Annotated in this window: 19 protein-coding genes; 7 read left to right on the top strand and 12 right to left on the bottom strand. The window is 70.1% G+C overall.

The window, feature by feature from the left end; genetic code table 11:
* Positions 1–39 precede the first annotated feature (39 nt).
* From AB0J87_RS34770 to AB0J87_RS34760, 3 genes are all read left to right on the top strand, one after another.
* Positions 40–1,131, top strand: a complete 1,092-nt coding sequence (locus AB0J87_RS34770; RefSeq protein WP_363972079.1) for an ATP-binding protein — start codon at positions 40–42, stop codon at positions 1,129–1,131.
* A gap of 130 nt (positions 1,132–1,261) precedes the next feature.
* Positions 1,262–2,311 (top strand): phenylalanine--tRNA ligase subunit alpha, encoded by a 1,050-nt coding sequence (pheS, locus tag AB0J87_RS34765; RefSeq protein ID WP_363972913.1) that lies wholly within the window; start codon positions 1,262–1,264, stop codon positions 2,309–2,311.
* A complete protein-coding gene (locus tag AB0J87_RS34760; RefSeq protein WP_363972077.1) occupies positions 2,311–4,866 on the top strand; it encodes a phenylalanine--tRNA ligase subunit beta in 2,556 nt (851 codons plus the stop codon). Before pheS ends, AB0J87_RS34760 begins: the two co-directional genes overlap by 1 nt.
* Before the next feature lie 43 nt (positions 4,867–4,909).
* Here AB0J87_RS34760 and AB0J87_RS34755 read toward each other — a convergent pair whose 3' ends face one another.
* A complete protein-coding gene (locus AB0J87_RS34755) occupies positions 4,910–5,203 on the bottom strand; it encodes a Uma2 family endonuclease (RefSeq protein WP_363972910.1) in 294 nt (97 codons plus the stop codon).
* 145 nt (positions 5,204–5,348) lie between these two features.
* On the opposite strand from AB0J87_RS34755, the gene AB0J87_RS34750 reads away from it, so the two are divergent.
* Positions 5,349–5,582: a hypothetical protein gene (locus tag AB0J87_RS34750; RefSeq protein ID WP_363972075.1), complete on the top strand. Its 234-nt coding sequence runs from the start codon at positions 5,349–5,351 to the stop codon at positions 5,580–5,582.
* A gap of 6 nt (positions 5,583–5,588) precedes the next feature.
* Here the strand turns inward: AB0J87_RS34750 and AB0J87_RS34745 are convergent, their stop codons facing one another.
* Positions 5,589–6,191 (bottom strand): Uma2 family endonuclease, encoded by a 603-nt coding sequence (locus AB0J87_RS34745; protein WP_350727200.1) that lies wholly within the window; start codon positions 6,189–6,191, stop codon positions 5,589–5,591.
* Between the two features lie 81 nt (positions 6,192–6,272).
* On the opposite strand from AB0J87_RS34745, the gene AB0J87_RS34740 reads away from it, so the two are divergent.
* Positions 6,273–7,013 (top strand): metallophosphoesterase family protein, encoded by a 741-nt coding sequence (locus AB0J87_RS34740; protein WP_363972073.1) that lies wholly within the window; start codon positions 6,273–6,275, stop codon positions 7,011–7,013.
* A gap of 1 nt (position 7,014) precedes the next feature.
* Here the strand turns inward: AB0J87_RS34740 and AB0J87_RS34735 are convergent, their stop codons facing one another.
* The 5 genes from AB0J87_RS34735 to AB0J87_RS34715 form a co-directional block, all read right to left on the bottom strand.
* A complete protein-coding gene (locus AB0J87_RS34735) occupies positions 7,015–8,304 on the bottom strand; it encodes an MFS transporter (protein ID WP_363972071.1) in 1,290 nt (429 codons plus the stop codon).
* A gap of 468 nt (positions 8,305–8,772) precedes the next feature.
* Positions 8,773–9,126 carry a nuclear transport factor 2 family protein gene (locus AB0J87_RS34730; RefSeq protein ID WP_225963469.1) on the bottom strand — a complete coding sequence of 118 codons (354 nt, stop codon included), beginning with the start codon at positions 9,124–9,126 and terminating at the stop codon, positions 8,773–8,775.
* A gap of 22 nt (positions 9,127–9,148) precedes the next feature.
* Positions 9,149–9,559: a hypothetical protein gene (locus tag AB0J87_RS34725; protein ID WP_363972068.1), complete on the bottom strand. Its 411-nt coding sequence runs from the start codon at positions 9,557–9,559 to the stop codon at positions 9,149–9,151.
* A gap of 194 nt (positions 9,560–9,753) precedes the next feature.
* Complete coding sequence (locus AB0J87_RS34720; RefSeq protein ID WP_363972066.1) at positions 9,754–11,415, bottom strand: class I adenylate-forming enzyme family protein; 1,662 nt, start codon at positions 11,413–11,415, stop codon at positions 9,754–9,756.
* 89 nt (positions 11,416–11,504) lie between these two features.
* Entirely contained in the window at positions 11,505–12,011 is a 507-nt protein-coding gene (locus AB0J87_RS34715; protein WP_363972064.1) for a cupin domain-containing protein, read from the bottom strand.
* Between the two features lie 208 nt (positions 12,012–12,219).
* Here AB0J87_RS34715 and AB0J87_RS34710 point away from each other — a divergent pair, with 208 nt between their 5' ends.
* A complete protein-coding gene (locus AB0J87_RS34710) occupies positions 12,220–13,887 on the top strand; it encodes an endo-1,4-beta-xylanase (protein WP_363972063.1) in 1,668 nt (555 codons plus the stop codon).
* Between the two features lie 459 nt (positions 13,888–14,346).
* Here the strand turns inward: AB0J87_RS34710 and AB0J87_RS34705 are convergent, their stop codons facing one another.
* The 4 genes from AB0J87_RS34705 to AB0J87_RS34690 are packed head-to-tail and all read right to left on the bottom strand — an operon-like array spanning position 14,347 to position 18,079.
* Positions 14,347–14,952, bottom strand: coding sequence for a VOC family protein (locus AB0J87_RS34705; RefSeq protein WP_363972061.1), 606 nt, complete (start codon positions 14,950–14,952; stop codon positions 14,347–14,349).
* Between the two features lie 39 nt (positions 14,953–14,991).
* Positions 14,992–15,813, bottom strand: a complete 822-nt coding sequence (locus tag AB0J87_RS34700; protein WP_350727208.1) for a carbohydrate ABC transporter permease — start codon at positions 15,811–15,813, stop codon at positions 14,992–14,994.
* The gene (locus AB0J87_RS34695) at positions 15,810–16,724 is read right to left on the bottom strand and encodes a sugar ABC transporter permease (RefSeq protein ID WP_363972058.1); all 915 of its coding nucleotides are present in this window, start codon (positions 16,722–16,724) and stop codon (positions 15,810–15,812) included. The genes AB0J87_RS34700 and AB0J87_RS34695 overlap by 4 nt, the downstream gene beginning before the upstream one ends.
* Positions 16,721–18,079 carry an extracellular solute-binding protein gene (locus tag AB0J87_RS34690; RefSeq protein ID WP_363972056.1) on the bottom strand — a complete coding sequence of 453 codons (1,359 nt, stop codon included), beginning with the start codon at positions 18,077–18,079 and terminating at the stop codon, positions 16,721–16,723. The genes AB0J87_RS34695 and AB0J87_RS34690 overlap by 4 nt, the downstream gene beginning before the upstream one ends.
* 87 nt (positions 18,080–18,166) lie before the next feature.
* Here AB0J87_RS34690 and AB0J87_RS34685 point away from each other — a divergent pair, with 87 nt between their 5' ends.
* Entirely contained in the window at positions 18,167–19,339 is a 1,173-nt protein-coding gene (locus AB0J87_RS34685; RefSeq protein WP_363972054.1) for an ROK family transcriptional regulator, read from the top strand.
* Here the strand turns inward: AB0J87_RS34685 and AB0J87_RS34680 are convergent.
* The gene (locus tag AB0J87_RS34680; RefSeq protein ID WP_363972052.1) at positions 19,336–22,323 is read right to left on the bottom strand and encodes a glycoside hydrolase family 38 C-terminal domain-containing protein; all 2,988 of its coding nucleotides are present in this window, start codon (positions 22,321–22,323) and stop codon (positions 19,336–19,338) included. The two genes, AB0J87_RS34685 and AB0J87_RS34680, sit on opposite strands and share 4 nt — an antisense overlap.
* Between the last annotated feature and the right edge of the window lie 292 nt (positions 22,324–22,615).

Raw genomic sequence — 22,615 nt, 5'->3', positions numbered from 1 at the left:
CCCGCTATTGTCGGCGTTGTAGGCGGAGGGGGCGAGGTCGTGCACGGCGCAGACACCGACGGGCGAGTTGTGGCCGCCGCGTGCACGATAGCCATCGACGACCTTCCCGACGGTCTCATCGTGACCGACCGTGACGGCTGCGTTCTGGCCGTAAATCGGGCCGCCGCCCGGCTCACCGGCGTCCCCATGGAGCGCGCGGTCGGCAGGCATATGAACGACGTGTTCCCGTTCCGCGACCACGACGGGCGCGACTGGTGGAAGGCGCTCGACCCCGAGGGCGGGATGCGCATCAGGAGCAGGGCGCCGGAGCGGCCGCTGCACCTGCCCGGCGGCCAGGAGCTGTATGTCGCGGCCAGGCTCGTACGCGAGCCGGAGCGCGGCGGCGAGGTCGATCGCGTCACGATCACCCTGCGCGACGGCGGCGCCCGCGCCCGGCTGGAGCGCAGCCGCGCCGACCTGGTCTCGACCGTGGCCCACGAGCTGCGCTCGCCGCTGACCAGCGTCAAGGGCTTCACCGCGACCATGCTGGCCAAGTGGGAGCGCTTCACCGACGAGCAGAAGCGCGTCATGCTCGAGACCGTCAACAACGACGCCGACCGCGTCACCAGGCTCATCACCGAGCTGCTCGACGTCTCGCGCATCGAGTCGGGGCGGCTGGAGGTGCGCCGCCAGGTCGTCGACGTCCCCGCCAGGGTGCGCAGGCTCATCGCGGGCCGGGTCGCGGCGGGCGAGACCGAGGGGCGTTTTCGCCTGATCGTCGGCGAGGACCTGCCGGAGATGTGGCTCGACCAGGACAAGATCGACCAGATCCTGGGTAACCTGGTGGAAAACGCGCTGCGCCACGGGCGCGGCACTGTGACAATTGAGATCGAGTCCGTCGGATGGGGAGTTGCCGTGTCGGTGCGCGATGAGGGCGAGGGCATCGAGCCCGAGCTGGCTCCGCGCGTCTTCAGGCAGTTCTGGCGAGGCGGCAACAGCCGCCGGCGCGGTGGCACCGGGCTCGGCCTCTTCATCGTCAAGGGCCTGGTCGAGGCGCATGGCGGCACGATCACCGTGCAGCGGGCGCCCGAGGGCGGGGCGGAGTTCCGATTTACCGTGCCCACCGGCACGCCCGACTTCGCCACCCCTTAGCGATCGAGTCGGCCCCGGTGGGCGGGCCCCACTAGACTCTTTTCCGCTCAAGCCCTGGATACGGAGCTCACTCTTGTCTGACTACGACCCCGTCGAGGTGACACCGTTGCATGCCGACGAGGTGTCCCGCATGGAGGCCGACGCCATCGCGGCGATCAAGGCGGCCGACAGCCTCGACGCACTCAAGCAGGCCCGGCTGGCGCACGCGGGCGACCGCTCGCCCATCGCCCTGGCCAACCGCGAGATCGGCGCCCTGCCGCCCGCCGCCCGCGCCGAGGCCGGCAAGCGCGTCGGCACCGCCCGTAGGGCGATCAACGAAGCGCTCGCCGCCCGCCAGGCCGAGCTCGAGGCCGAGCGCGACGCGCGGGTGCTCGTCGAGGAGACCGTCGACGTCACCCTGCCGTGGGACCGGCGGCCGCGCGGTGCCCGCCACCCGCTGACCACGCTGCAGGAGCGCATCGCCGACGCGTTCGTCGCCATGGGCTACGAAGTGGCCGAGGGCCCCGAGCTCGAAGGCGAGTGGTTCAACTTCGACGCGCTCAACATCGCCAAGGACCACCCGGCCCGCTCGGAGCACGACACGTTCTACGTGGCAGCGCCGGGTCACGCCGACTCCGGCATGGTGCTGCGCACGCAGACCTCGCCGGTGCAGATCCGCGCGCTGCTCCAGCGCGAGCTGCCGGTCTACGTGATCTCGCCTGGCAAGACGTTCCGCACCGACGAGCTCGACGCGACCCACACCCCGGTCTTCCACCAGACCGAGGGGCTGGCCGTGGACGAGGGCCTGACGATGGCCCACCTCAAGGGCACGCTCGACCGGTTCGCGGAGGTGATGTTCGGCAAGGGCATCACGACCCGCTTCCGGCCCAACTACTTCCCGTTCACCGAGCCGTCCGCCGAGATGGACCTCAAGTGTTTCGTCTGCCGCGGCAGCTCGGCGATCCCCGGCAACCCGCCCTGCCGCACCTGCAAGTCGGAGGGCTGGATCGAGTGGGGCGGCTGCGGCATGGTCAACCCGCGCGTGCTCATCGCCTGCGGGGTCGATCCGTCGCGGTACTCCGGGTTCGCGTTCGGCATGGGCATCGAGCGGACGCTGATGTTCCGCCACAACGCCGAGGACATGCGTGACATGGTCGAGGGAGACGTGCGCTTCACGCTCCCGTTCGGAATGGAGATCTGATGAAGGTCCCGCTTTCCTGGCTGCGGGAGTATGTCGATCTCCCGGCGGTCACCGCCCACGAGGTGGCCGACAAGCTCACGGCCGCCGGGCTCAAGCTCGAGTCGATCACCTCGCACGGCCACGACGTCAAGAACGTCGTCGTCGGCGAGGTGCTCGTGATCGAGGAGCTGTCCGGCTTCAAGAAGCCGATCCGGCACTGCAAGGTCGAGACCGGCGAGGCGACGCCGCGCGAGATCGTCTGCGGCGCCACCAACTTCGTCGCCGGTGACCGCGTGCCCGTCGTGCTGCCCGGGGGCGTGCTGCCCGGCGGGTTCGAGGTCGGGGCGCGCAAGACGTACGGGCGCATGTCGGAGGGCATGATCTGCTCCGAGCGCGAGCTCGGGCTGAGCGACGACCACGGCGGCATCATGGTGCTGCCGGCCGACACCCCGATCGGCACCGACGTGGTCGAGCTGCTCGGCCTGCGCGACGACGTGATCGAGCTGGAGATCACGCCCGACATCGGCTACGCGCTGTCGATCAGGGGCGTGGCCCGCGAGGTGGCGACCGGGTTCGGGGTGGCGTTCCGCGACCCCGCCGACGTCGAGCTGCCCACCGAGACCGGCACGGCGTGGCCGGCGTCGATCGCCGACCCGACCGCGTGCGACAGGTTCGTGCTGCGCGAGGTCACCGGCTTCGACCCTGCCGCCCAGAGCCCGCTCTGGATGCGGATCCGCCTCACGCGCGCTGGCATGCGGTCGGTGTCGCTGGCCGTCGACATCACCAACTACCTGATGCTGGAGCTCGGGCAGCCGCTGCACGCGTTCGACCGCGGCAAGCTGCGCGGCGAGATCGTCGTGCGCCGCGCCGTCGCGGGCGAGCGGCTCGAGACGCTCGACCACGTCGTACGCGAGCTTGACCCCGACGACATCCTGATCACCGACCAGTCGGGGCCGATCTCGATGGCCGGCACCATGGGCGGGCTGGAGACCGAGATCTCCGACGCCTCGACCGACATCGTCATCGAGGCCGCCCACTTCTCCGCGACCGGCATCTCGCGCGAGTCGCGCAGGAACGGGCTGGTGTCGGAGTCGTCCAAGCGGTTCGAACGCGGCGTCGACCGGGAGCTGCCCCTCGTCGCCTCGTGGCGGGCCGTGCAGCTGCTGGCCGAGCTGGGCGGCGCGAGCATCCAGCCCGGGGTCACGCACGCCGAGGTCGAGGTGTCGCCCGCGCGCATCGCGATCCCGTCGAGCTATCCGGGCACCGTGGCTGGCGTCCCCTACTCCAAGGAGACCGTCGTCTCCCGGCTGCAGCAGGTCGGCTGCGTCGTGGTCGACGGCGACGACCCGGCCGTGCGCCAGGGCGGCGTCGACCCGACCGGGGTCGTGACCGGCGGTGCCCTGGCGGCCAAGCTGGCCGTCACCGGCGACGACATGATCACGGTGACGCCGCCGTCGTGGCGGCCCGACCTCACCGACCCCAACGACCTGGCCGAAGAGGTCATCCGGCTGGAGGGCTACGAGAGCCTGCCGTCGGTGCTGCCTTCCGCCCCCGCCGGGGCCGGGCTCACCGAGGGCCAGCGGCTGCGCCGCCGGGCCGGCCGGGCGCTGGCCGAGGGCGGCTACGTCGAGGTGCTCAGCTACCCGTTCATCAGCCCCGACGACTTCGACCGGCTGCTGCTGCCCGCCGACGACGCGCGCCGCCGTGCCATGCGGCTGGCCAACCCGATGTCGGAGGACGAGCCGTTGATGCGCACGACGCTGCTGCCGGGTCTGCTCAAGACCCTGGTACGCAACGCCGGGCGCGGGTTCTCGGACGTGGCGCTGTTCGAGATGGGGCCGGTCTACCGGCCGCGTGAGGGCGCTCCCGAGGTGGCGCCGGCGCTCGGGGTCGAGCGCCGGCCGACCGCCGAGGAGCTGGCCTCGATCGAGGCGGCGCTGCCCGACCAGCCGGTACGGGTCGCGGTGGTGCTGGCCGGCGAGTTCGAGCGGTCCGGCTGGTGGGGCGGCGGTCGCACCGCCTCCTGGGCCGACGCGGTGCAGGCCGCGCGGCTGGTCGCGGGCGAGGCGCGGCTGGAGCTGTCCATCAGCGCCGACCAGCACGAGCCCTGGCACCCCGGCCGGTGCGCCGCCCTCTACGTGGGCGACACGCTGGTGGGGCACGCCGGTGAGCTGCACCCGCGCGTCATCGAGGCGTACGGGCTGCCGCCGCGCACCTCGGCCATGGAGCTGGAGCTGTCACGGCTGGAGTCCGCCATGCCGGGTCCCGTTCAGACGCCGTCGGTGTCGGCCTACCCGGTGGCCACGCAGGACGTCGCGCTGATCGTGCCCGACTTCACGCCGGTGGCCGACGTGGAGGCCGCCCTGCGCGACGGGGCCGGCGAGCTGCTGGAGTCGATCCGGCTGTTCGACGTCTATGCGGGGGAGCAGGTGGGCGAGGGGAACAAGTCGCTCGCCTACACGATGCGCTTCCGCGCCGCGGACCGGACGCTGACGGTGGAGGAGACGACGGCGGCGCGCGACGCGGCGGTGGCCATGGCGACGGACCGCGTGGGCGCCCAGCTCCGTAGCTCCTGAGCTGGGAAGGGGCCGGTACGGCGGAACGCCGCCGTTTCGGCCCCTATCGCGTTCTGCTCTTGCACAGTTTGGTGAGGTCGATGTCGAAGGGGACCGGGACCTTCAGCCTGTCGTAGTGGACGCCGGTGGTGACGTAGGCCTCTGTGACGGGATCGAGTGAGTAGACGTGGACGACCGGCTTGCCGTTGATCTTCTCGATCAGCCAGAAATGAGGGATCCCAGCCTCTGCGTAGAGGACGGGTTTGCGTTTCCTGTCGCGCACCTCTGAGTCGGGTGAGACCACTCCGACAGCAAGGACCACGTCCTCGGCGTGGAAACACGTGACGTCAGGGCCGATCAGGGCGTCGGGCCCCAGGACGAAGAGGTCAGGCTCTGGACGCTGCCCGGGGGGCTAGCTTGACGCTCATCCGCTGGACGACCCACTCGGGAAGCGATGTTGAAGGCGGCATCATGAGCATCACTCGCAAGGTGGGAGGAGGAAGATGAAGCATCTGCTGGTGTTCGCCGAGCGGGAGGACGCTGAGGAGGTCGCGGAGACGCTCGGGGAGTGGTTCCCGGCGCTCGGGGTGCCGCGGGTGGTGCGGGAGACGCTGGCCGGGGAGGACGACGCCGAGGACGCGCAGTGGCTGGTCGTCGTCGAAGGGCTGGACGAGGGGGCGCTGGCCAAGGTGGACGAGCTGGTGGAGCGGTATGAAGGGTGGCGGGAGGTGGGCTGAGGCGGCTCAGAGCCGGTCGATCTCGGTGAGGTCGATGGCCAGATCGAAGGGGACGGATAGTTTGAGGCATTCGTGATGGATGCCGGTGAGCGTATAGGAACTGGTGGCGGGGTCCAGTTCATAGACGTAGACCACGGGCTTGCCGGAGTTCTTCTCGATCCGCCAGAAGTGTTGAATCGCGGCTTCAGCGTAGAGCTGCGGTTTGCGGTGACGGTCGCGGTCCTTGGACTCGGGGGAGACGACCTCTACGGCGAGGATCACATCTCGAGCCTGGTAGAAGGTCTCGTCGTCGTGCACGGCATCGGCCCTGACGACCGTGAGGTCGGGCTCCGGGCGCTGGGTGGGGCCAAGAATAATGGTCATCTCGCGACGCACACGTAGATCTGGCGCTGCCGCACGGCGCAGCTCGTTCTCGAGGAACGAGACGACGCGCATGTGGAAGGCCCCTTGGGGGCTCACGAAGACCAAGCTTCCATCAATCAACTCTGTGTGCGCAGGCAAATCCGGAATGTGATCGAGAGCTTCGGCGACAAACCCTCCAGGTGGAGGAAACACCCAGTCGGGCAGCGAGGGATACGTCATCTTAACGATCACCGCTTCGGCAGTCATGAACCAACGCTACCAATCTAATGCGCTCACGCCCTGTGAATGCATGCATACACAGCACGATCCTTGGGGGAGAGTGGATGTATGCGTATCGCCGTGTTGTCCGACATTCATGGAGTGTTGCCCGCGCTCGAAGCCGTGCTGGCCGAGCCCGAGGTGGCCGGGGCCGATGTGATCGTCTTGACCGGGGACATGGCCGCCGGGCCGATGCCGGTGCGGACGCTGGACGTGCTCGTCTCGCTGGGGGAGCGGGCGTTGTGGGTCAACGGGAACGCCGACAGGGAGCTGGTGGAGGCGGTGCGCGGGAAGGTCAGCCCCTATCCCGTGTCCCAGTGGGCGGCCGAGCAGCTGCGGGAGGATCAGGTCGAGCTGCTGGCCGGGTTGCCCGATCGGCAGGTGGTCGAGCTGGGGCAGCTGGGGACCACGTTGTTCGTGCACGCGACGCCGCGCAGCGACGAGGAGATGATCCTCGTGGACAGCTCGCTGGAGCGGTGGGCCGAGGTGCTGGCCGGGGAGGGCGCCGGCACCGTGGTGCTGGGCAACACGCACATGCCCTTCGTACGGCTGGCCGATCGGGTGCTGGTCGTGAACCCCGGGTCGGTCGGCATGCCGTACGGGCAGAGCGGGGCGCATTGGGCGCTGCTGGACGGCGACACCGGCGCCGTGACCCTGCGCCGGACCCCGCTCGACGCCGCCCTGGTGGGGGAGCGGCTGGTGCGGGAGAGCGGGTTCGGCGGGATCGAGGAGTGGGTGGCCGACTACGTGACGAACGTTCACTCCGACGCCGAGGCGCTGCGGGTGTTCGCCAAGGCGGAAAACCGGTGACCTAGACGGCGGCCTCCCTGCGGAGCTTCTCCGCCAGGGCGTGGTCGTCGGTCCTGGCGTCGTACGTGCGGAACCCAGGCAGCGCGGCGGCCAGGCCGAGCACGGCGCCCACGCACAGCAGGCCGCCCGCGCCGAGCGAGAAGCGGGTGCCGCCGAAGTTGGCCATCAGGCTGGCGCGGGCGTTGCCCAGCATCGGGCCGGACGCGTACGACAGGAGTTCGATCCCGGCCAGCCGCCCGCGCAGCTCCGGCGGGATCGTCTGGTTCCACATCGTCATGCGGAAGATGCCGCTGATCATGTCGGCGGCGCCCGCGAAGGCGAGGCAGACGAACAGCATCCAGACGTTGGGGGCCAGCGCCGACGCGGCGATCGCCACGCCCCAGAGGGCGGCCGCGATGATCACGCCCAGGCCCTGGCGGTGTACGCGGGCCGCCCAGCCGCCGGTGATCGAGGCGGCCAGCGCGCCCACCGCCCCCGCCGAGTACAGCAGCCCCAGCGCCTGCGGGGAGTGCAGCTCGTCGGCCAGGAACGGGAAGAGCGACGTCCCCATCGCGAACACCATGGCCGCGATGTCCACCAGGTACGTGCCCATCAGGTCGGGGCGGCGCACCGCGTACCGCATGCCCTCGGCCAGCGACTTCAGTGACGCGGGGGCGGCGTCCTCGGCCGGCGGCAGCGACCTGATCCGCCACAGCAGCGCCAGCGACACCACGAAGCTCAGCGTGTCGATGCCGTACGCCGCCGCCGAGCCGAAGGCGGTCACCAGCAGGCCGCCCAGCGCCGGGGCGACGATGGCGCCGAAGTTCCAGCGCATGCTCGACAGCACCGCCGCCGCGCCCTGCTGCTCGTGCTTGACCACCTGCTGGAACACGGCCTCCAGGCTGGGACGCTGCAGGCAGGAGATGCCCGTGGAGACGGCGCCCATCACGTACAGGACCCAGACCTGGGGGTCGGGGAGCATCGCGTTGACCGTGAGCGCGCCCGTGGTGACCAGGAGGCCCAGCTCGCTCAGGACGATGATCTTGCGGCGGTCGAGCGCGTCGGCGATCGCCCCACCCCACAGGCCGCACACCACCATCGGGACGAACTCCGCCAGGCTCACCAGGCCGACCGCCAGGTAGGAGCCCGTCAGCTCCTTCATCTGGTACGGCACCGCGACCATGGTGATGAACGTGCCGAACATCGTGATGACGCCGGAGGCGAAGAGGAGGCGGTAGTCGCGGGAGTCGCGCAGGGGGCTCAGGTCGATGGTGAAGTGACGCAGGAAGCGCTTCAGTCCGGTGGGCAGCACGAGCGTCAATTTTCCGGCTCGGGTGATGATCGGGGCAAATCGTTTTCGGCGGGTCTGTCGGGTCCCTTCGCCGCCGACCGGGGTTGATGTCCCTCGGGGCCTTGCTCATGGAAGGGGAGGGGGTCGTCGTCTGTAGGAGCGGCCCATGGGAGGGGGTCAGCGGGGCCCATGGGAGGGGGCCTGCGGAAGGGGCCTGCGGGATGAGCAGGGCCCCCGGGCCGGAGAACCCCAGGCCGAGGGGGCGGGCCGGGGTGGCGGGCCAGGAGGCGCCGAGGCGGTGCCGTGCCGGGAGGGTGCCCGAGGCGGTGGCGGGCCGGGAGGCGCCGGGTCGGGGATGCTGGGTTGGGAGATGGCGGGTCGGGAGGGGGCGTTGGGCGGGCGGGGGCTGGTTTTGGTGTGTGGGGAGTGGGCGGGCATGCGGAAGGCTCCCGCGAGGAGCGGGAGCCTTCGGCGGAAAGAGGGGGAGGGTCAGGCGGCGGGGACCTTGTCGAGGAAGCCGAGGACCGTACGGATCCGCCCGTCTTCGGCCAGCTCCACCACGTCGAACCCGACCGCGACCGCCTCCCCGCCCTCCGGGCCCAGGTGCCAGGTGAAGCGGGCGATGTGGTGGTGGGCGTCGTACACCTCGCCCGGGGTGAACACCAGGCCGGGGAACATGCCCTGGGCGCCCGCGATCACCGCGGCGATCGCGTCGTGGCCCTTCACGTCGGCCAGGGGGTCGGTGTACGTGCCGTCCTCGGTCCACAGCTCGGCCACGGCCTTGGCGCGGGCGTCGGCGTCGGTCTCGTTCCAGGCGGCGACGTAGCGCTCGATGAGGTTCATGATGGTCATTCCTTCTTTTCTGTCAGTTGTTGCGGGTCTTGCGGAGGCCGACGATCTGGAGTTCGGCGAACACGCCGACCACCAGGGCCTGGGCGATGGTCCAGATGGCGCCGATCGTGGTGAGATCGGCGGCGCCGGTGACGACGGCGGCGACGCTGCCGAGGGTCCAGACGATGTTCAGGGCGATCACGGCCCTGGTGGCGGCGGGGCTGATGGCGCGGCGGGTGGCGAGGAGGCCGACGGCGGCGCCGTACACCAGCAGGAAGACGCCGATGCCGCGCAGCAGGGCCGCGCCGGGGCCGAGCAGGTCGCTCACGGGGCCGGCGAAGGCGAGGTAGACCAGCCCGTTGCCGCCGGTGACGACGGCGTCGGCGGCCAGCGCGAGGCGCAGGAACTTCATCCGGTCGGCGGTGATGGTCAGGGCGGTGCTCATGTCTCGGGCTCCCTTGGTGGCGGTTTTTCGCGACACCTGAAAGATGTCAGCCGCCACGTAGGGGGCGCGATTACCCGCCACGTAAAGGGGACGGTCGGAAGTCCGTTCCACCTGCGGTAACGCTCATAATGTGACGGTGGTCACGCGAAAGCCTCCCGGCGAGAGCAAGGTGCCAGGAGGCGGAAAGAGCGGGGTTACGCGCCCAGGATCTCCCTGCGCAGGTGGGTCTTGAGGATCTTGCCGCCGGGGTTGCGGGGCAGCTCGCCCTCCCGGAACCAGATGTGCGCCGGGATCTTGAACTTGGCGATGCGGTCCTTGAGGAACGACTGGAGATCCTCGGTGGCGACCGAGGTGCCGGGCGCCAGGCGGATGACCGCGCCGACCTCCTCCCCGAGCTCCTCGTGCGGCACCCCGATCACGGCGGCGTCGTCGACCGCCGGGTGCTCGAACAGGGCCGCCTCCACCTCGGCGCAGTAGACGTTCTCGCCGCCCCTGATCACCATGTCCTTGGCCCGGTCCACGATGTAGACGAAGCCCTCTTCGTCGATCTTGGCCAGGTCGCCGGTGTGCAGCCAGCCGTGCACGAACGTCTCCGCCGTCGCCTCCGGCTTGTTCCAGTAGCCCAGGATGACGTTCGGGCCGCGTACGCACAGCTCGCCCACCTCGCCGGGCGGCAGTTCGGCGCCCATGGGGTCGACCACGCGCACGTCCACGACGGGCGAGGGCAGGCCGATGCTGTCGGGCTTGGCCTGGTAGTCGGCGCCGCCGTTGCCGATGGCCAGGGCGGTCGTCTCGGTCATGCCGTAGCCGTTGGAGGGGGCGCGGTCGGGGAGGTTGTGGGTGATGCGCTCCAGGAGCTTGGGCGGGGCGGGGGCGCCGCCGTACCCGAGGGTGGTCAGGGACGACAGGTCGTACTTGCCGAAGTCGGGGTGGGACATGAGCTGCCAGGCGTTCGTGGGCACGCCGATCATGGCGGTCACGCGCTCCCGCTCGATCAGCCGCAGCGCCTGCTCGGGGTCCCACTTGTACATGAGCACGAGGCCGCCGCCGGCGAACATCGTGGTGGTCAGGGCGGAGAAGCAGCCCGTGACGTGGAACAGGGGGACGGTCAGGAGCGTGACCCGGCGGGTGCCGGCCGCGGCCCCGACGTCCTTGCCCGCCATGGCCACCGCCCGCATGAGGCCGAAGGCGACGGTCATGGGGGACTGTCCCAGGTTGCGGTGGCTGCCCAGCGCCCCCTTGGGGCTGCCGGTCGTGCCGGAGGTGTAGAAGATCGTGGCGGGGTCCTCGGGGGCCAGCTCGACGGCGGGGAGCGTGACGTCGGCGGCGACCTCGCCCAGCACGTCGTCGAAGCCGCGCGCGCCCTCCGGGACCTCGCCCCGGGCGACGATCAGGGGGACGCCCGTCGCGGCGAGCCGGGCGGCGCGCTCGCCGTCCGCGATCAGCACCTTGGCTCCGGAGTCCCGCACGCCGTAGGCCAGCTCGGCCTCCGTCCACCAGGCATTGAGCGGTACGGCGACGGCCCCCGCCGCCAGCGCGGCCGACAGCGAGACGACCCACTCGGGGTAGTTGCGCATGGCCACGCCCACCCGGTCGCCCTTCCGCACCCCGTACTCCTCGACCAGGCGGTTGGCGAGGGTGGCCGCGCGGCGGAAATGGTCCTCGAACGTGATGTGCTCGTCCTCGTACACGAGGAAGACCTTCTCGCCGTGGAAGCGGCTCATCTCCAGCAGCGCGCGGAAGTGGGTGGGCGCGTGCTTCCAGGTGCGGATCCCGGTGTCGCCGATCTCCTCGATCTCGAACAGCTGACCGGCTCCGGTGAGCTGGGCCACGACCTGGGCGTGCGAAAGGGACATACACCGAACTCCCGGCTAGTGGACGATTATTCTGGATAAATCACAGTACCGACCGGTAGGTACGTTGCGCTAGCTCGCCGGGAACGGGCTCAGCCGAGGCCGATGGGGGACAGTTGCTGGATGTCGTACCGGGTCCGCAGCTCGATCACGGCGGCCTGGTCGGGCGGCCCCGGGCGGGACAGCAGTTCGCCCAGCTCGCGCAGGTAGTGCTCATGGCCCGCCGGGGTGACGATGAAGAGCATTCGGGTGGGCGTGGCGCCGGGGTTGGCGAAGGCGTGGGGGCAGCCCGCGGGCACGTACATGAGGCTGCCGGGGCCGCCGCGCACCGTCCGGGCGCCGCCCTCCGACTCCCACGTCTGCCAGGGCTCGCCGGTGATCTCCCGCGGCTGGAAGGCGAGCAGGTCCAGCTCGCCGTCGAGGATGTAGAACAGCTCCTCGGCGTGGTGGTGGAAATGGGCGCCGACGTCGAAGCCCGGTGCGATCGTGTTCTCGAACACCGACCAGGTCTTCGAGTGCTCCGCCCCGACCTTCAGCGTCATCCCCATGGACCCGAGCGACTGCCCGGCGCCGGGGGGTAAGACGAGCCCGTCTGCCATTGGTCTGCCCTTCTATGAGGGTGATTGCTACCAATGTTCCTGAGGGCCCCGGCGGGGGCAAGGCTCATGAAAGTTTCATTTCTTTTCCGATAGTTTCTATCGTTCAGCTGCTGGTTTAGTGGCCGCACGAGGTCGGCATTGACCCTGATCCAGCATGTCAATACCGTCTTCGATGCGATCCACCGGGATCGAAAGCTTTCGGAGGTAGATGTCCGTGCATTCGTCCTCGCCCGTCAGAGTCCTCCTCGCCCTCGTGGGGATGCTCGCAGCCTTCCTCCTGCCGGCCGGCCCGGCCCACGCCTCCGCGCCCTTACGCACCCACGCGGCGGCCAAGGGCAAGTTCATCGGGGCGGCGCTCGCGACCAGCCCGCTCGCCAACGAGACCGCCTACCGCAACATCGCCGCGACCGAGTTCAGCCAGGTCACCGCCGAGAACGCGATGAAGTGGGACTCGACCGAGCCGAGCCAGGGCCAGTTCAACTTCTCCGGCGCCGACGCCGTCGTCAACTTCGCCACCCAGAACAACCAGCAGGTCCACGGCCACACGCTCGTCTGGCACAACCAGACCCCGGGCTGGGTGCAGAGCCTGAGCGCCACCGCCATGCGCAGCGCCATGCAGAACCACATCAGCCAGGTCGTCGGCCACTACGCCAGTAACCCGGCCGTGGTCTCCTGGGACGTGGTCAACGAGGTCTTCGACGACAGTGGCAACCTGCGCACGTCGTTCTGGTACAACACGCTGGGCCAGAGCTACATCGCCGACGCCTTCCGGGCCGCCCGCGCCGCCGACCCCGACGCCCGGCTGTGCATCAACGACTACAACACCGAGGGGATCAACGCCAAGAGCACCGCGATCTACAACCTGGTCTCGTCGCTGCGCCAGCAGGGCGTGCCCGTCGACTGCGTCGGCTTCCAGACGCACCTCGCGATCCAGTACGGCTTCCCGAACGACTTCCAGCAGAACCTCCAGCGCTTCGCCGCCCTCGGCGTCCAGGTCCGCATCACCGAGCTGGACGTGCGCATGGTGATGCCCAGGGACGCCACCAAGGACGCCACGCAGGCCACCTACTACCGCAACGTCGTCAACGCCTGCCTGGCCGTGACCGCCTGCGCCGGCGTGACGATCTGGGGCTTCACCGACAAGTACTCCTGGGTGCCCGACACGTTCTCCGGGCAGGGCGCGGCCCTGATCTACGACGAGAGCTACCAGCAGAAGCCGTCGTACACCGCCGTGCACGACGCGCTGGCCGGCGGCACGACCACCGACCCCACCCCGCCGACCACGCCGGGCACGCCCTCGGCGGGCAGTGTCACCTCGAACTCGGCCTCGCTCACCTGGACCGCTTCGACCGACAGCGGCGGGAGCGGGCTCGCCGGGTACGACGTCTACCGCGAGCAGGGCGCGACCGACCAGCTCCTCGGCCAGTCCACGACCAACTCGATCTCGCTCACCGGGCTCAGCCCCTCGACCCAGTACCAGGTGTACGTCCGGGCCCGTGACGGGGCAGGGAACGTCTCGGCGAACTCCGCCCTCGGCACCTTCACCACCACGACCGGCCCCGGCGGCGGCGGTGGCTGCACGGCCGCCGGGACCGTGCAGACCCAGTGGGCCACCGGGTACGTCGTCCAGCCCGTGACCGTCACCAACACCGGGACCTCCGCCATCACCGGCTGGACCGTCACCTTCACCCTGCCCGCCGGGCACACGCTGACCGGCTCGTGGAACGCGACCCTCACCGTCAGCGGGCAGACCGTCACCGCCAAGAACCTCGCCTACAACGGAAACCTGGCCCCGAACGCCAGTACCACCTTCGGTTTCCAGGTCAGCCGGCCGAGCGGCAACACGCAGACGCCCTCCGGTTACGCCTGCGCATAGGCCCGATCTCCCGGGCCTTCACGACCTGCCGGTTTTCTGACCGGCAGGTCGTGGCGCGCCTGTGGACTGAAATTTACTTTCACACTCGGAGAACCACGTGAAGCCTACTTGCAGATTGGGAGACCCTCATGCACCGTGGAACCAAGATTAAGAAAGGAGGGACGGTGCAGGTCAGGGGCCCGATTTGGGGGGAGGTGAAACCTGCGATGTGCGATCCATCGGGCTTTGGGACCACGATCGTGCAAGAGCTCGGACGCATAGTCCGGGATGCGATCAAGTCAACACCCCGGACCGTACGGTTTCTCGTCATACTTGCCGCCGTTGTCATAGCGATCGGCGCTACCACAGCCATGATCGACTAAACGGCCGCCGCATGTAGTGGCATACATGCGAACTGAGGTCAGGCTAACGTGGGGCAGGTCAAGCGTCGACCTTCCCCACGTGATGCCTTCGTGAAACTCAAGGATCCAGCGTGATCCCCTCACGCCTGAGGTCCTCCACGATGCCGTCCACCAGGCGCGTGGCCACCGTCCGGCGCAGCCGCCCCTCCTCCCGCAGCTCCCGTACGGCGGGGACCGGGTCGGGGTCGGCGAACAGGCGCTCGTCGGAGTAGTCCACCGGCCGGCCGGTCGGATCGACGGTCCACCAGGAGGCCTCGAGCGCGATCCCGTTCGGGTCGCTGAAGTAGATGGACCGCAGGAACCCGTGGTCGATGACGTCGGTGACCTCGCAGCCGTGCGCCTTGAGCCGGTCGCGCAGCCGGTTGAGCGCGTCCTCGTCCGGCAGGTGCAGCGACAGGTGGTCGAACTGCGCCGCCTTGGGGTAGGGCACGCCGGCGGGCTTGGCGAAGCTGTCGAGCGGCTGGTCGGTGTACTCGAAGAAGGCGACGGTGTTACCCGGCGCCACCTCGAAGAAGTAGTGCTTGAACGCGGGGACGGCGAGGGTGGTGACGAGGCGGGCGTCGAGCACGCCGTGCCAGAATCGCACGGTGGCGTCCATGTCCGCGGTCACCAGGGCGAGGTGGTGCACGCCGCGCCAGTGCACGGTGTCCGGGGTCGCAGCCATGCGTCAACCGTACGCCTTTCAACTACCTCTGGTAAGCCGTCAGCCCTTCACCGAGCCGGCGAAGCTGAAGGAACTGGCCAGGTATTTGTTGACGGCCACGTAGAGGACCACCGCCGGCGCCGTGTAGAGGATCGAGAAGGCGGCCAGCTGGCCGTAGGCCACCTGCCCGTACTGGGAGAAGAACGTGTAGACGGTGACCGCCGCCGGCTGTTTCTCCGGGGTGTCCAGCAGGACGAAGGGGGCGAAGAAGTTCCCCCACTGGCCGACGAAGACGAAGATGGCCACCACGGCTATCCCCGGGGCCATCAGCGGGCCCACCACCGTCGTCAGCGAGCGGAGCCAGCCGGCCCCGTCCACCCAGGCGGCCTCCTCCAGGTTCACCGGCACGCCGTCCATGAAGTTCTTCATCATCCAGATCGAGAACGGCAGCGAGCTCGCCGTCAGGAACAGCACCATGGCCGGCACGGAGCCGTACAGGTTGAAGCGGAAGAACATCGCGTAGACCGGCACGAGGATCGCCGTCACCGGCAGGCCCGTGGTGAACAGGAGGCTCAGCATGAAGTGGCGGCGGTAGCGGAGCTGGTAGCGCGACAGCGGGTACGCGGCCAGCCCCGCCACCAGGACCGTCAGCACCGCCGTGGAGCCCGAGATGACGATCGAGTTGATCAGGGGCAGGATGATCGTGTCCCAGGTCAGGACGGCCTTGAAGTTGTCCAGCGAGAAGGAGAGCGTCGGCTTGGCGGCCAGGCTCGCCTCGGACTGGACCGAGGCGAGCAGGACCCAGAGGAACGGGCCCAGGAAGGCCAGCGTGATCAGCGCCAGGGAGAGGAGGGCGGCGGCGCGGCCGGCGAGCCTCGTCATGAGTCCTCCACCTTGATCAGGCGCAGGTAGACCAGCGAGAACAGCGCGCCGATCACCAGCATGACCAGCGCGATCGCCGAGCCGTAGCCGATCTCGAAGTAGCGGAACGCCTGCTCGTACATGTACAGCGGCGTCGTCTGGCTGGCCGTGCCCGGGCCGCCGCCCGTCAGGGCGTAGATGAGGCCGAAGCTGGCCAGGGTCTGCAGCGTGATCAGCATGAGGTTGGCCATGATGGAGCGGCGGATCAGCGGCAGCGTGATGTGCAGGAGCCGGCGGCCGGGGCCCGCGCCGTCCACGGCGGCGGCCTCCACCAGGTCGGCGGGCACCTCGGAGAGCGCGGCCGAGTAGACGAGCATGGAGAAGGCCGTGCCGCGCCAGATGTTCGCCAGGATCACCGCCAGCATCGGGGCCGTGTAGAGCCACTCCTGGGAGAGGCCCAGGACCCTGTTGAGGGTGCCCTCCTCGGCCAGGAACGAGAACCAGCAGGCCGCGGCCACGACCTCCGGCACCACCCAGGCGGCGATCACCACGCCGTTGACGACGCTGCGGGTCACCCGGCCGCGGCCGCGCTGGAGGAGGGCGATGATCAGGCCGAGGGTGTTCTGGCCGATGACCGCCGAGCCGATGACGAAGACGAACGTCAGGAGGAACGAGTTCAGGAAGTTCGGATCGCCGAAGAGCTTGACGAAGTTGGCCACGCCGACGAACCGCGAGTGAACCGAGGCCGAGCCCGTCAACGTCTCGTTGGTGAAGGCTATGTAGACGCTCCACAGGATCGGCCCCGCCAGGAAGAGCGCGAGCAGGACCAGGGCGGGACCCAGGGGCAGGAGCCAGCGCATGGCGTTCCGCCGTGACGAGCCGCGTACCGGGCGGCTCGTCACGGGCGGAGGTGGGGCGGTGACGATCGTCATCGCGACAGGACCTTGTCGGGTCCGCCGACCGCGGCCGGGAGCGCCTTGGCGTAGTTCGCGGTGGCCTCCTCAGGGGTCCGCGAGCCGGTCACGACCGCCTCCATGGCCTCCTGGACCTGGGTGGACACCTTCGGGTACACCTCGTACGCGGGCCGGTAGTGGGTGACGGAGGCCAGGTCGGTCCAGAACTTGACGCTCGGGTTGTCGGCGCTGTACTTCGGGTCGGCGGCCACGTCCTTGCGGGCGGCCAGGTCACCCGTGCCGACCGAGTACGCCATCGAGTTCTCCTTGTTCGTGGCCGTGGTGATGAAGTCGAACGCCTCCTGCTTGTGCTTGGTGTACGCGCTCATCGCCATGACCCAGCCACCCGACATGCTGACCGCGCCCGGCGCCTCGCCGTTCTGCGTCGGCATGGGCGTCCAGCCGATCTTCTCCGTCCACTCGGGCCACGGCTTGGTCCCGGTGGTCCTCCAGGCCGAGCTCGCCCAGGCCCCGTCGAGGGAGATGCCGAGCTTGGCCTCGGGGAACCACTCCATGGTCACCTTGTCGCCGAGCTTGGCGTTGTGGGCGTCGGTCTGCTTCGGGCCCAGCTCCTCCCGGAAGACGGTGTTGACGAAGGTCAGGGCGTCGGTGAAGTTCTTGCCGCCGGCCACCCACTTCTTCTGCGCGTCGTCGTACAGGGTGCCGCCCGGCGTGCCGTACAGGAGCATCTCGAAGCCCTGCATGGTCGACGCCTCGCCGTGGATCTTGGTGGCGTACATGCTGAACGGGACGACGCCGGGCAGCTTCTGCTTGATCGTGCGGGCCGCCGTGAGCACGTCGTTCCAGGTCTTCGGCTCCCACGGGACCGGCAGGCCGGCCTTGGCGAAGACGTCCTTCTGGTACCAGAGGCCGCGCGTGTCCGTGCTGATCGGCACGCCGTAGATCTTGCCGTCGCCACCCTTGGCGGCCTGCTTGACCGAGTCGGGGAACTGGGCGCTCCAGTCGGGCCACTTCGCCAGGTAGTCGTCGAGCGGGGCCAGCTTGCCGGCCGCGACGTCCGCGTTGACCTGGAACGTGTCGTGGTAGTAGAGGTCCGGAGCCGAGTCCGGGGAGCGGTTGAGCAGCGCCAGCTTCGTGTAGTACGCCTCGTTGTTGCCCTGGACGGCCGTGAGCTTGATCTTGACGCCCGGGTGGGCGGACTCGTACTGCTGCTTCGCGGCGGCGAGCATCTTCTCCAGGTACGGCCACGTCGTCTCGACCTTGTAGAGGACCTCGAGTTCCTTGGCGCCTGAGGCGTTCTGCGGGGTGCCGCCACCGCACCCGGCGACGGCGGTCAGGAGAAGGAGGAGAGAACCGGCCAGCGTACGTTTCATCACGCGCTCCCCGTGTTTCCTTGGGTTTGCGGAGAACGTAAATCTATTTGATTTACTAAGTCAACACTCTGTGGTGACATGGCTCACATGCGACTGGGCACGAACCTGCCCAAGGTGGGGAGCTACAACCGGGCCGTGGTCCTGGAGGCGATCCAGGCGTCCGACGGCATCAGCCGGGTGCAGATCGCCGCCCGCACCCGGCTGACCGCGCAGACCGTGTCCGTGATCGTGCGCCGGCTGCTGGAGGAGGGGCTCGTCGTCGAGGACGGGTCCGTGCCGTCGGGCGGGGGCAAGCCGCGCACGATCCTGCGCGTGGACCCGGACGCCGGCTACGCGATCGGGGTGCACTTCGATCCCGAGGAGATCTCCTGCGTGCTGGCCGATCTGGCCGGGCGGCCGGTCGAGCGGCTGCGCCGGCCCGTACGGCCCGGCCTGGAGCCCGAGGCGGTGATCCGGCAGATGGCCAGGGCCGCGCGGCGGATCCTGCGGGAGGCGGGGGTGGCGGACGGCAAGGTGCTCGGGGTGGGGCTGGCCTGCCCGGGGCCGCTGGACGGGGACGGGGTGATGGTCTCGCCGCCCAGGCTGCCCGCGTGGGACCAGGTGCCGATCAAGGCGCTGCTGCACGAGCACACGCGGTTCCCGGTGACCGTGGACAACGACGCCACCGCCGCCGCGATCGGGGAGCGGTGGGCCGGGATCGCGCGGACCACGCCGAGCTTCGCCTACCTGTACCTGGGGACGGGCATCGGTGGCGGGATATTTCTGGATAACCAGGTATATCGGGGGCGGTCGCTGAACGCGGCCGAGTTCGGGCACATCACGCTCGAGCCCGACGGGCCCGAGTGCTACTGCGGCAACCGGGGCTGCGTGGAGGCGGTCTGCTGCCCGAGCGCCATCGAGGCCGCCATGGGCGGGCGCGTCTCCCACAAGGCCGTCTGCGCGGCCGCCGCCAAGGGGGAGCCCGAGGCGCGGCGGGTGATCGAACGGGTGGCGGAGCGGCTGGCCGACGCCGCCGTGAGCGTGGTGAACATGCTGGACATCGACCTGCTCGTGCTCGGCGGGCCCGCGCTGAGGGAGGTGGGGGAGCTCTACCGCGAGGTCATCGCGCGGGCCGTGTCGACCAGGACGCTGGCCAGGCGGCTGCACGCCGTCCGCGTGGAGACCTCGCCGATCGCGGCCGACGCCGCCGCGATCGGCGCGGCCTCACTGGTCTTCCACGCCACGTACGCGCCCCGCCTGGGCGCCCTCCTCAGCGACTAGGCCCGCTTCAGCCGGAGCGTGACCAGCTCGAACGGGCGCAGCGACACCGACAGCCCCTGCCCCGGCGCGCCCGTGGGGCGCTCCAGCAGGTCGGTGGCGACGACCTCGGCGACGGGGAAGCCCGGCGTCAGCGTGGCGCGGGCCCGGCCGCCCCTCGACTCGTGGAAGCGTACGATCACGTCGCCGCTCCCGTCGTCGGCCAGCTTGACGGCGGTCACCACGACGGCGTCGTCGTCCACCGTGACCAGCGGCTCCACCTCCGCCGCCGCGCCGGCCACCAGGCGCTCGGGCAGGTTGACGAAGTAGCCCTCGCGCACCGCGTCGCCGATCGTCGCACCCGGCACGAGCGCGTGCCGGAAGCGGTGCACGCCCTGGTCGGTCTCCGGGTCGGGGAAGCGCGGGGCTCGCAGCAGCGAGACGCGCACGGTGGTGGTCGTGCCCGAGTCCGGGCGGACGGCCCGGGTGACGTCGTGGCCGTACGTCGAGTCGTTGACCAGCGCGACGCCCCAGCCCGGCTCCTCCACGTGCACGAAGCGGTGGTTGCACGCCTCGAACTTGGCCGCCTCCCAGCTCGTGTTGGTGTGCGTGGCGCGGTAGGCGTGGCCGTACTGGCTCTCGGAGGCGTACCGGTCGGCGCGCACGTCCAGCGGGAACGCCAGCTTGAGGAACTTCTCCGTCTCGTGCCAGTCGACCTCGGTGAGGATGTCGAGCCGCCCGCCGGCCAGCGTGAGCACCTGCGTCACCGTGGAGGACCCGAACGAGCGCCGGACCCGGACCCCGTCGCCGTCGAGGCTCACCTCGTCGGCGTCCACGAGGTCGGTGACCGTGTTGCGGTAGAACTCGTCCACGTCCCAGGCGTCCCACTTGTTGGGGAAGTCGGGGTGGAGCTGGAGGAGGTTCGCCGCCTGGCCGGGCGGGACGGTCTCCCGGCCCGCCGTCAGATCGCGGGCGGACACGACCAGGCCGCGGGCGTCGATCTCCACCCTGAGCAGGTCGTTCTCCAGGACGAAACCGCCGCCGTCGCGCTCGCGCGTCTCCGTCCACCGCGCGCCGGAGACGGCCCGGGCGCCTCCTGCCGGAACGCCGTGGCGGGTGTGCGGGGCGCCGTTGAAGACCACCCCGCGGTCGCCGTCGCCGGCCAGGGCACGCTGCGCGGTGTCGATGATCTCGTTCAGCTCCGCGGCCACCGCCTCGTACGTCCGGCGCGCCTCCCGGTGCACCCACGCGATCGACGAGCCCGGCAGGATGTCGTGGAACTGGTGCAGCAGCACCGTCTTCCAGATCCGGTCGAGCCGCTCGTACGGGTACGAGGCCCCGGCGCGCACGGCCGCGGTGGCCGCCCACAGCTCGGCCTCCCGCAGCAGCGACTCGCTGCGCCGGTTGCCCTGCTTGGTCTTGGCCTGGCTGGTGAGCGTGGCGCGGTGCAGCTCGAGGTAGAGCTCGCCCACCCAGACCGGCGGGTTCGGATACTCGGCCTCGGCCTTGGCGAAGAAGTGGGCGGGCGGCTCCCACGTGACGGCGGGCGAGCCCTCCAGGTCGCGTACCCTGGCCGCCTTGGCGACCATCTCGCGCGTCGTGCCGCCGCCCCCGTCGCCCCAGCCCGTCGGCGCGAGCGAGTGCCGCGCGACGCCCTTGTCCTTGAAGTTGCGGGCCGCGTGTGCCAGCTCGCGGCCGGTCATCGAGCAGTTGTAGGTGTCCACCGGCGGGAAGTGCGTGAAGATCCGCGTCCCGTCGATGCCCTCCCACAGGAACGTGTGGTGCGGGAACGTGTTCGTCTGGCTCCACGAGATCTTCTGCGTGAGAAGCCGCTTCGACCCGGCCGCCTTGATGATCTGCGGCAGCCCCGCCGCGAACCCGAACGTGTCCGGCAGCCACACCTCCTCGTTGTCGATGCCGAACTCGTCGATGAAGAACCGCTTGCCGTGCACGAACTGCCGGGCCATCGCCTCGGAGCCGGGCATGTTCGTGTCGGACTCCACCCACATGCCGCCCGTCGGGACGAACCGGCCCGCGGCCACCGCCTTGGTCACCTTCGCCCACACCTCGGGGCGGTGCTCCTTGATCCACGCCCACTGCTGCGCCTGCGACATCGCGAACACGAAGTCCGGCTCGTCCTCCAGCAGGGCGGTCATGTTCGAGGCGGTGCGGGCCACCTTGCGCACGGTCTCGCGCAGCGGCCACAGCCAGGCCGAGTCGATGTGCGCGTGGCCGACGGCGCTGATCCGGTGCGCCGAGGGCACCGCCGGTGACGACAGCACGCCGGTCAGCTCGGCCCGGGCGGCGGCCGCCGTGCCGTTGACGTCCTGGAGATCGACGGCGTCCAGCGCCCGCTCCAGGGCCCGCAGCAGCTCCCAGCGGCGGGTGCCGTCGGCCGGCAGCTCCAGCATCAGCTCGCCGAGCACCTCCAGGTCCATCACGAGCTGCCACACGGTCTCGTCGAAGACGGCCAGGTCCATGCGTGCCAGCCGGTACAGCGGGTCGCCGCCGGCCGTCTCCCTGTCGCCCAGGTGCGTCGGCCGGAAGGGCGGGTAGCCGAGGATGACGGGGTTGGAGGCGGCCTCGACGTGCAGGCGCACCCGCTCGCCGCCCTCGACGGGGGAGCCGATGCGTACCCACTGGTTGCGGGGGTTGAGGCCCTTCACCGGCGAGCCGTCGGGGCGGTAGACCAGGCCCTCGCTCTGGAAGCCCGGCATGTTCTCGTTGAAGCCCAGGTCGAGGATGGCCTCCACGGTCCTGCCCGCCCATCCGGCGGGCACCGTGCCGGTGACCGTGAACCAGCTCGTGCCCCAAGGAGCGCCCCACGCGGTGCCGGTCGCGATCGGCTCGGGCGTCGCCGCCAGCCCCTCCGCGACCGGTACGGGCTCGCCCGGCGCGTGCCAGACCGCCACCTCCAGCGGGACGGACTCGGGATACACGGCCGGGCGGATGCGCTCGTCCAGCACCCGCTGCAGGCGGGCCTCGACCAGGTTGCGGTCATCATGCATGTCAGGCGGCTCCCCACGGAAAGGCGACAGATCAGCCTTTAGCACGTTAAGCAACTTGATCGCGCCCGGCAATGCACAAACCCCATCACCTCAGCGCAGGCCGCCGCACGCCGCTGCGGCGCGGCCGGGCTTCCTCGATCCCTCCCCCTCTCCACAAGACCCCGGCCGAAGTGCGGCCCGCACTTCGGCCGGAGATCCCTTGGGTGCGCCATCGGGTGGCAGCAGGGTGGCGGCAGGGTGGCGGCAGGGTGGCGGCAGGGTGGCGGCAGCGCGGGAGGACGGTGGCGGATTC

The organism is Nonomuraea sp. NPDC049625, from assembly GCF_040675285.1.
In the GTDB taxonomy this organism is placed as follows: domain Bacteria; phylum Actinomycetota; class Actinomycetes; order Streptosporangiales; family Streptosporangiaceae; genus Nonomuraea; species Nonomuraea angiospora_A.
This window is presented reverse-complemented; position numbering and strand designations above follow the sequence as displayed.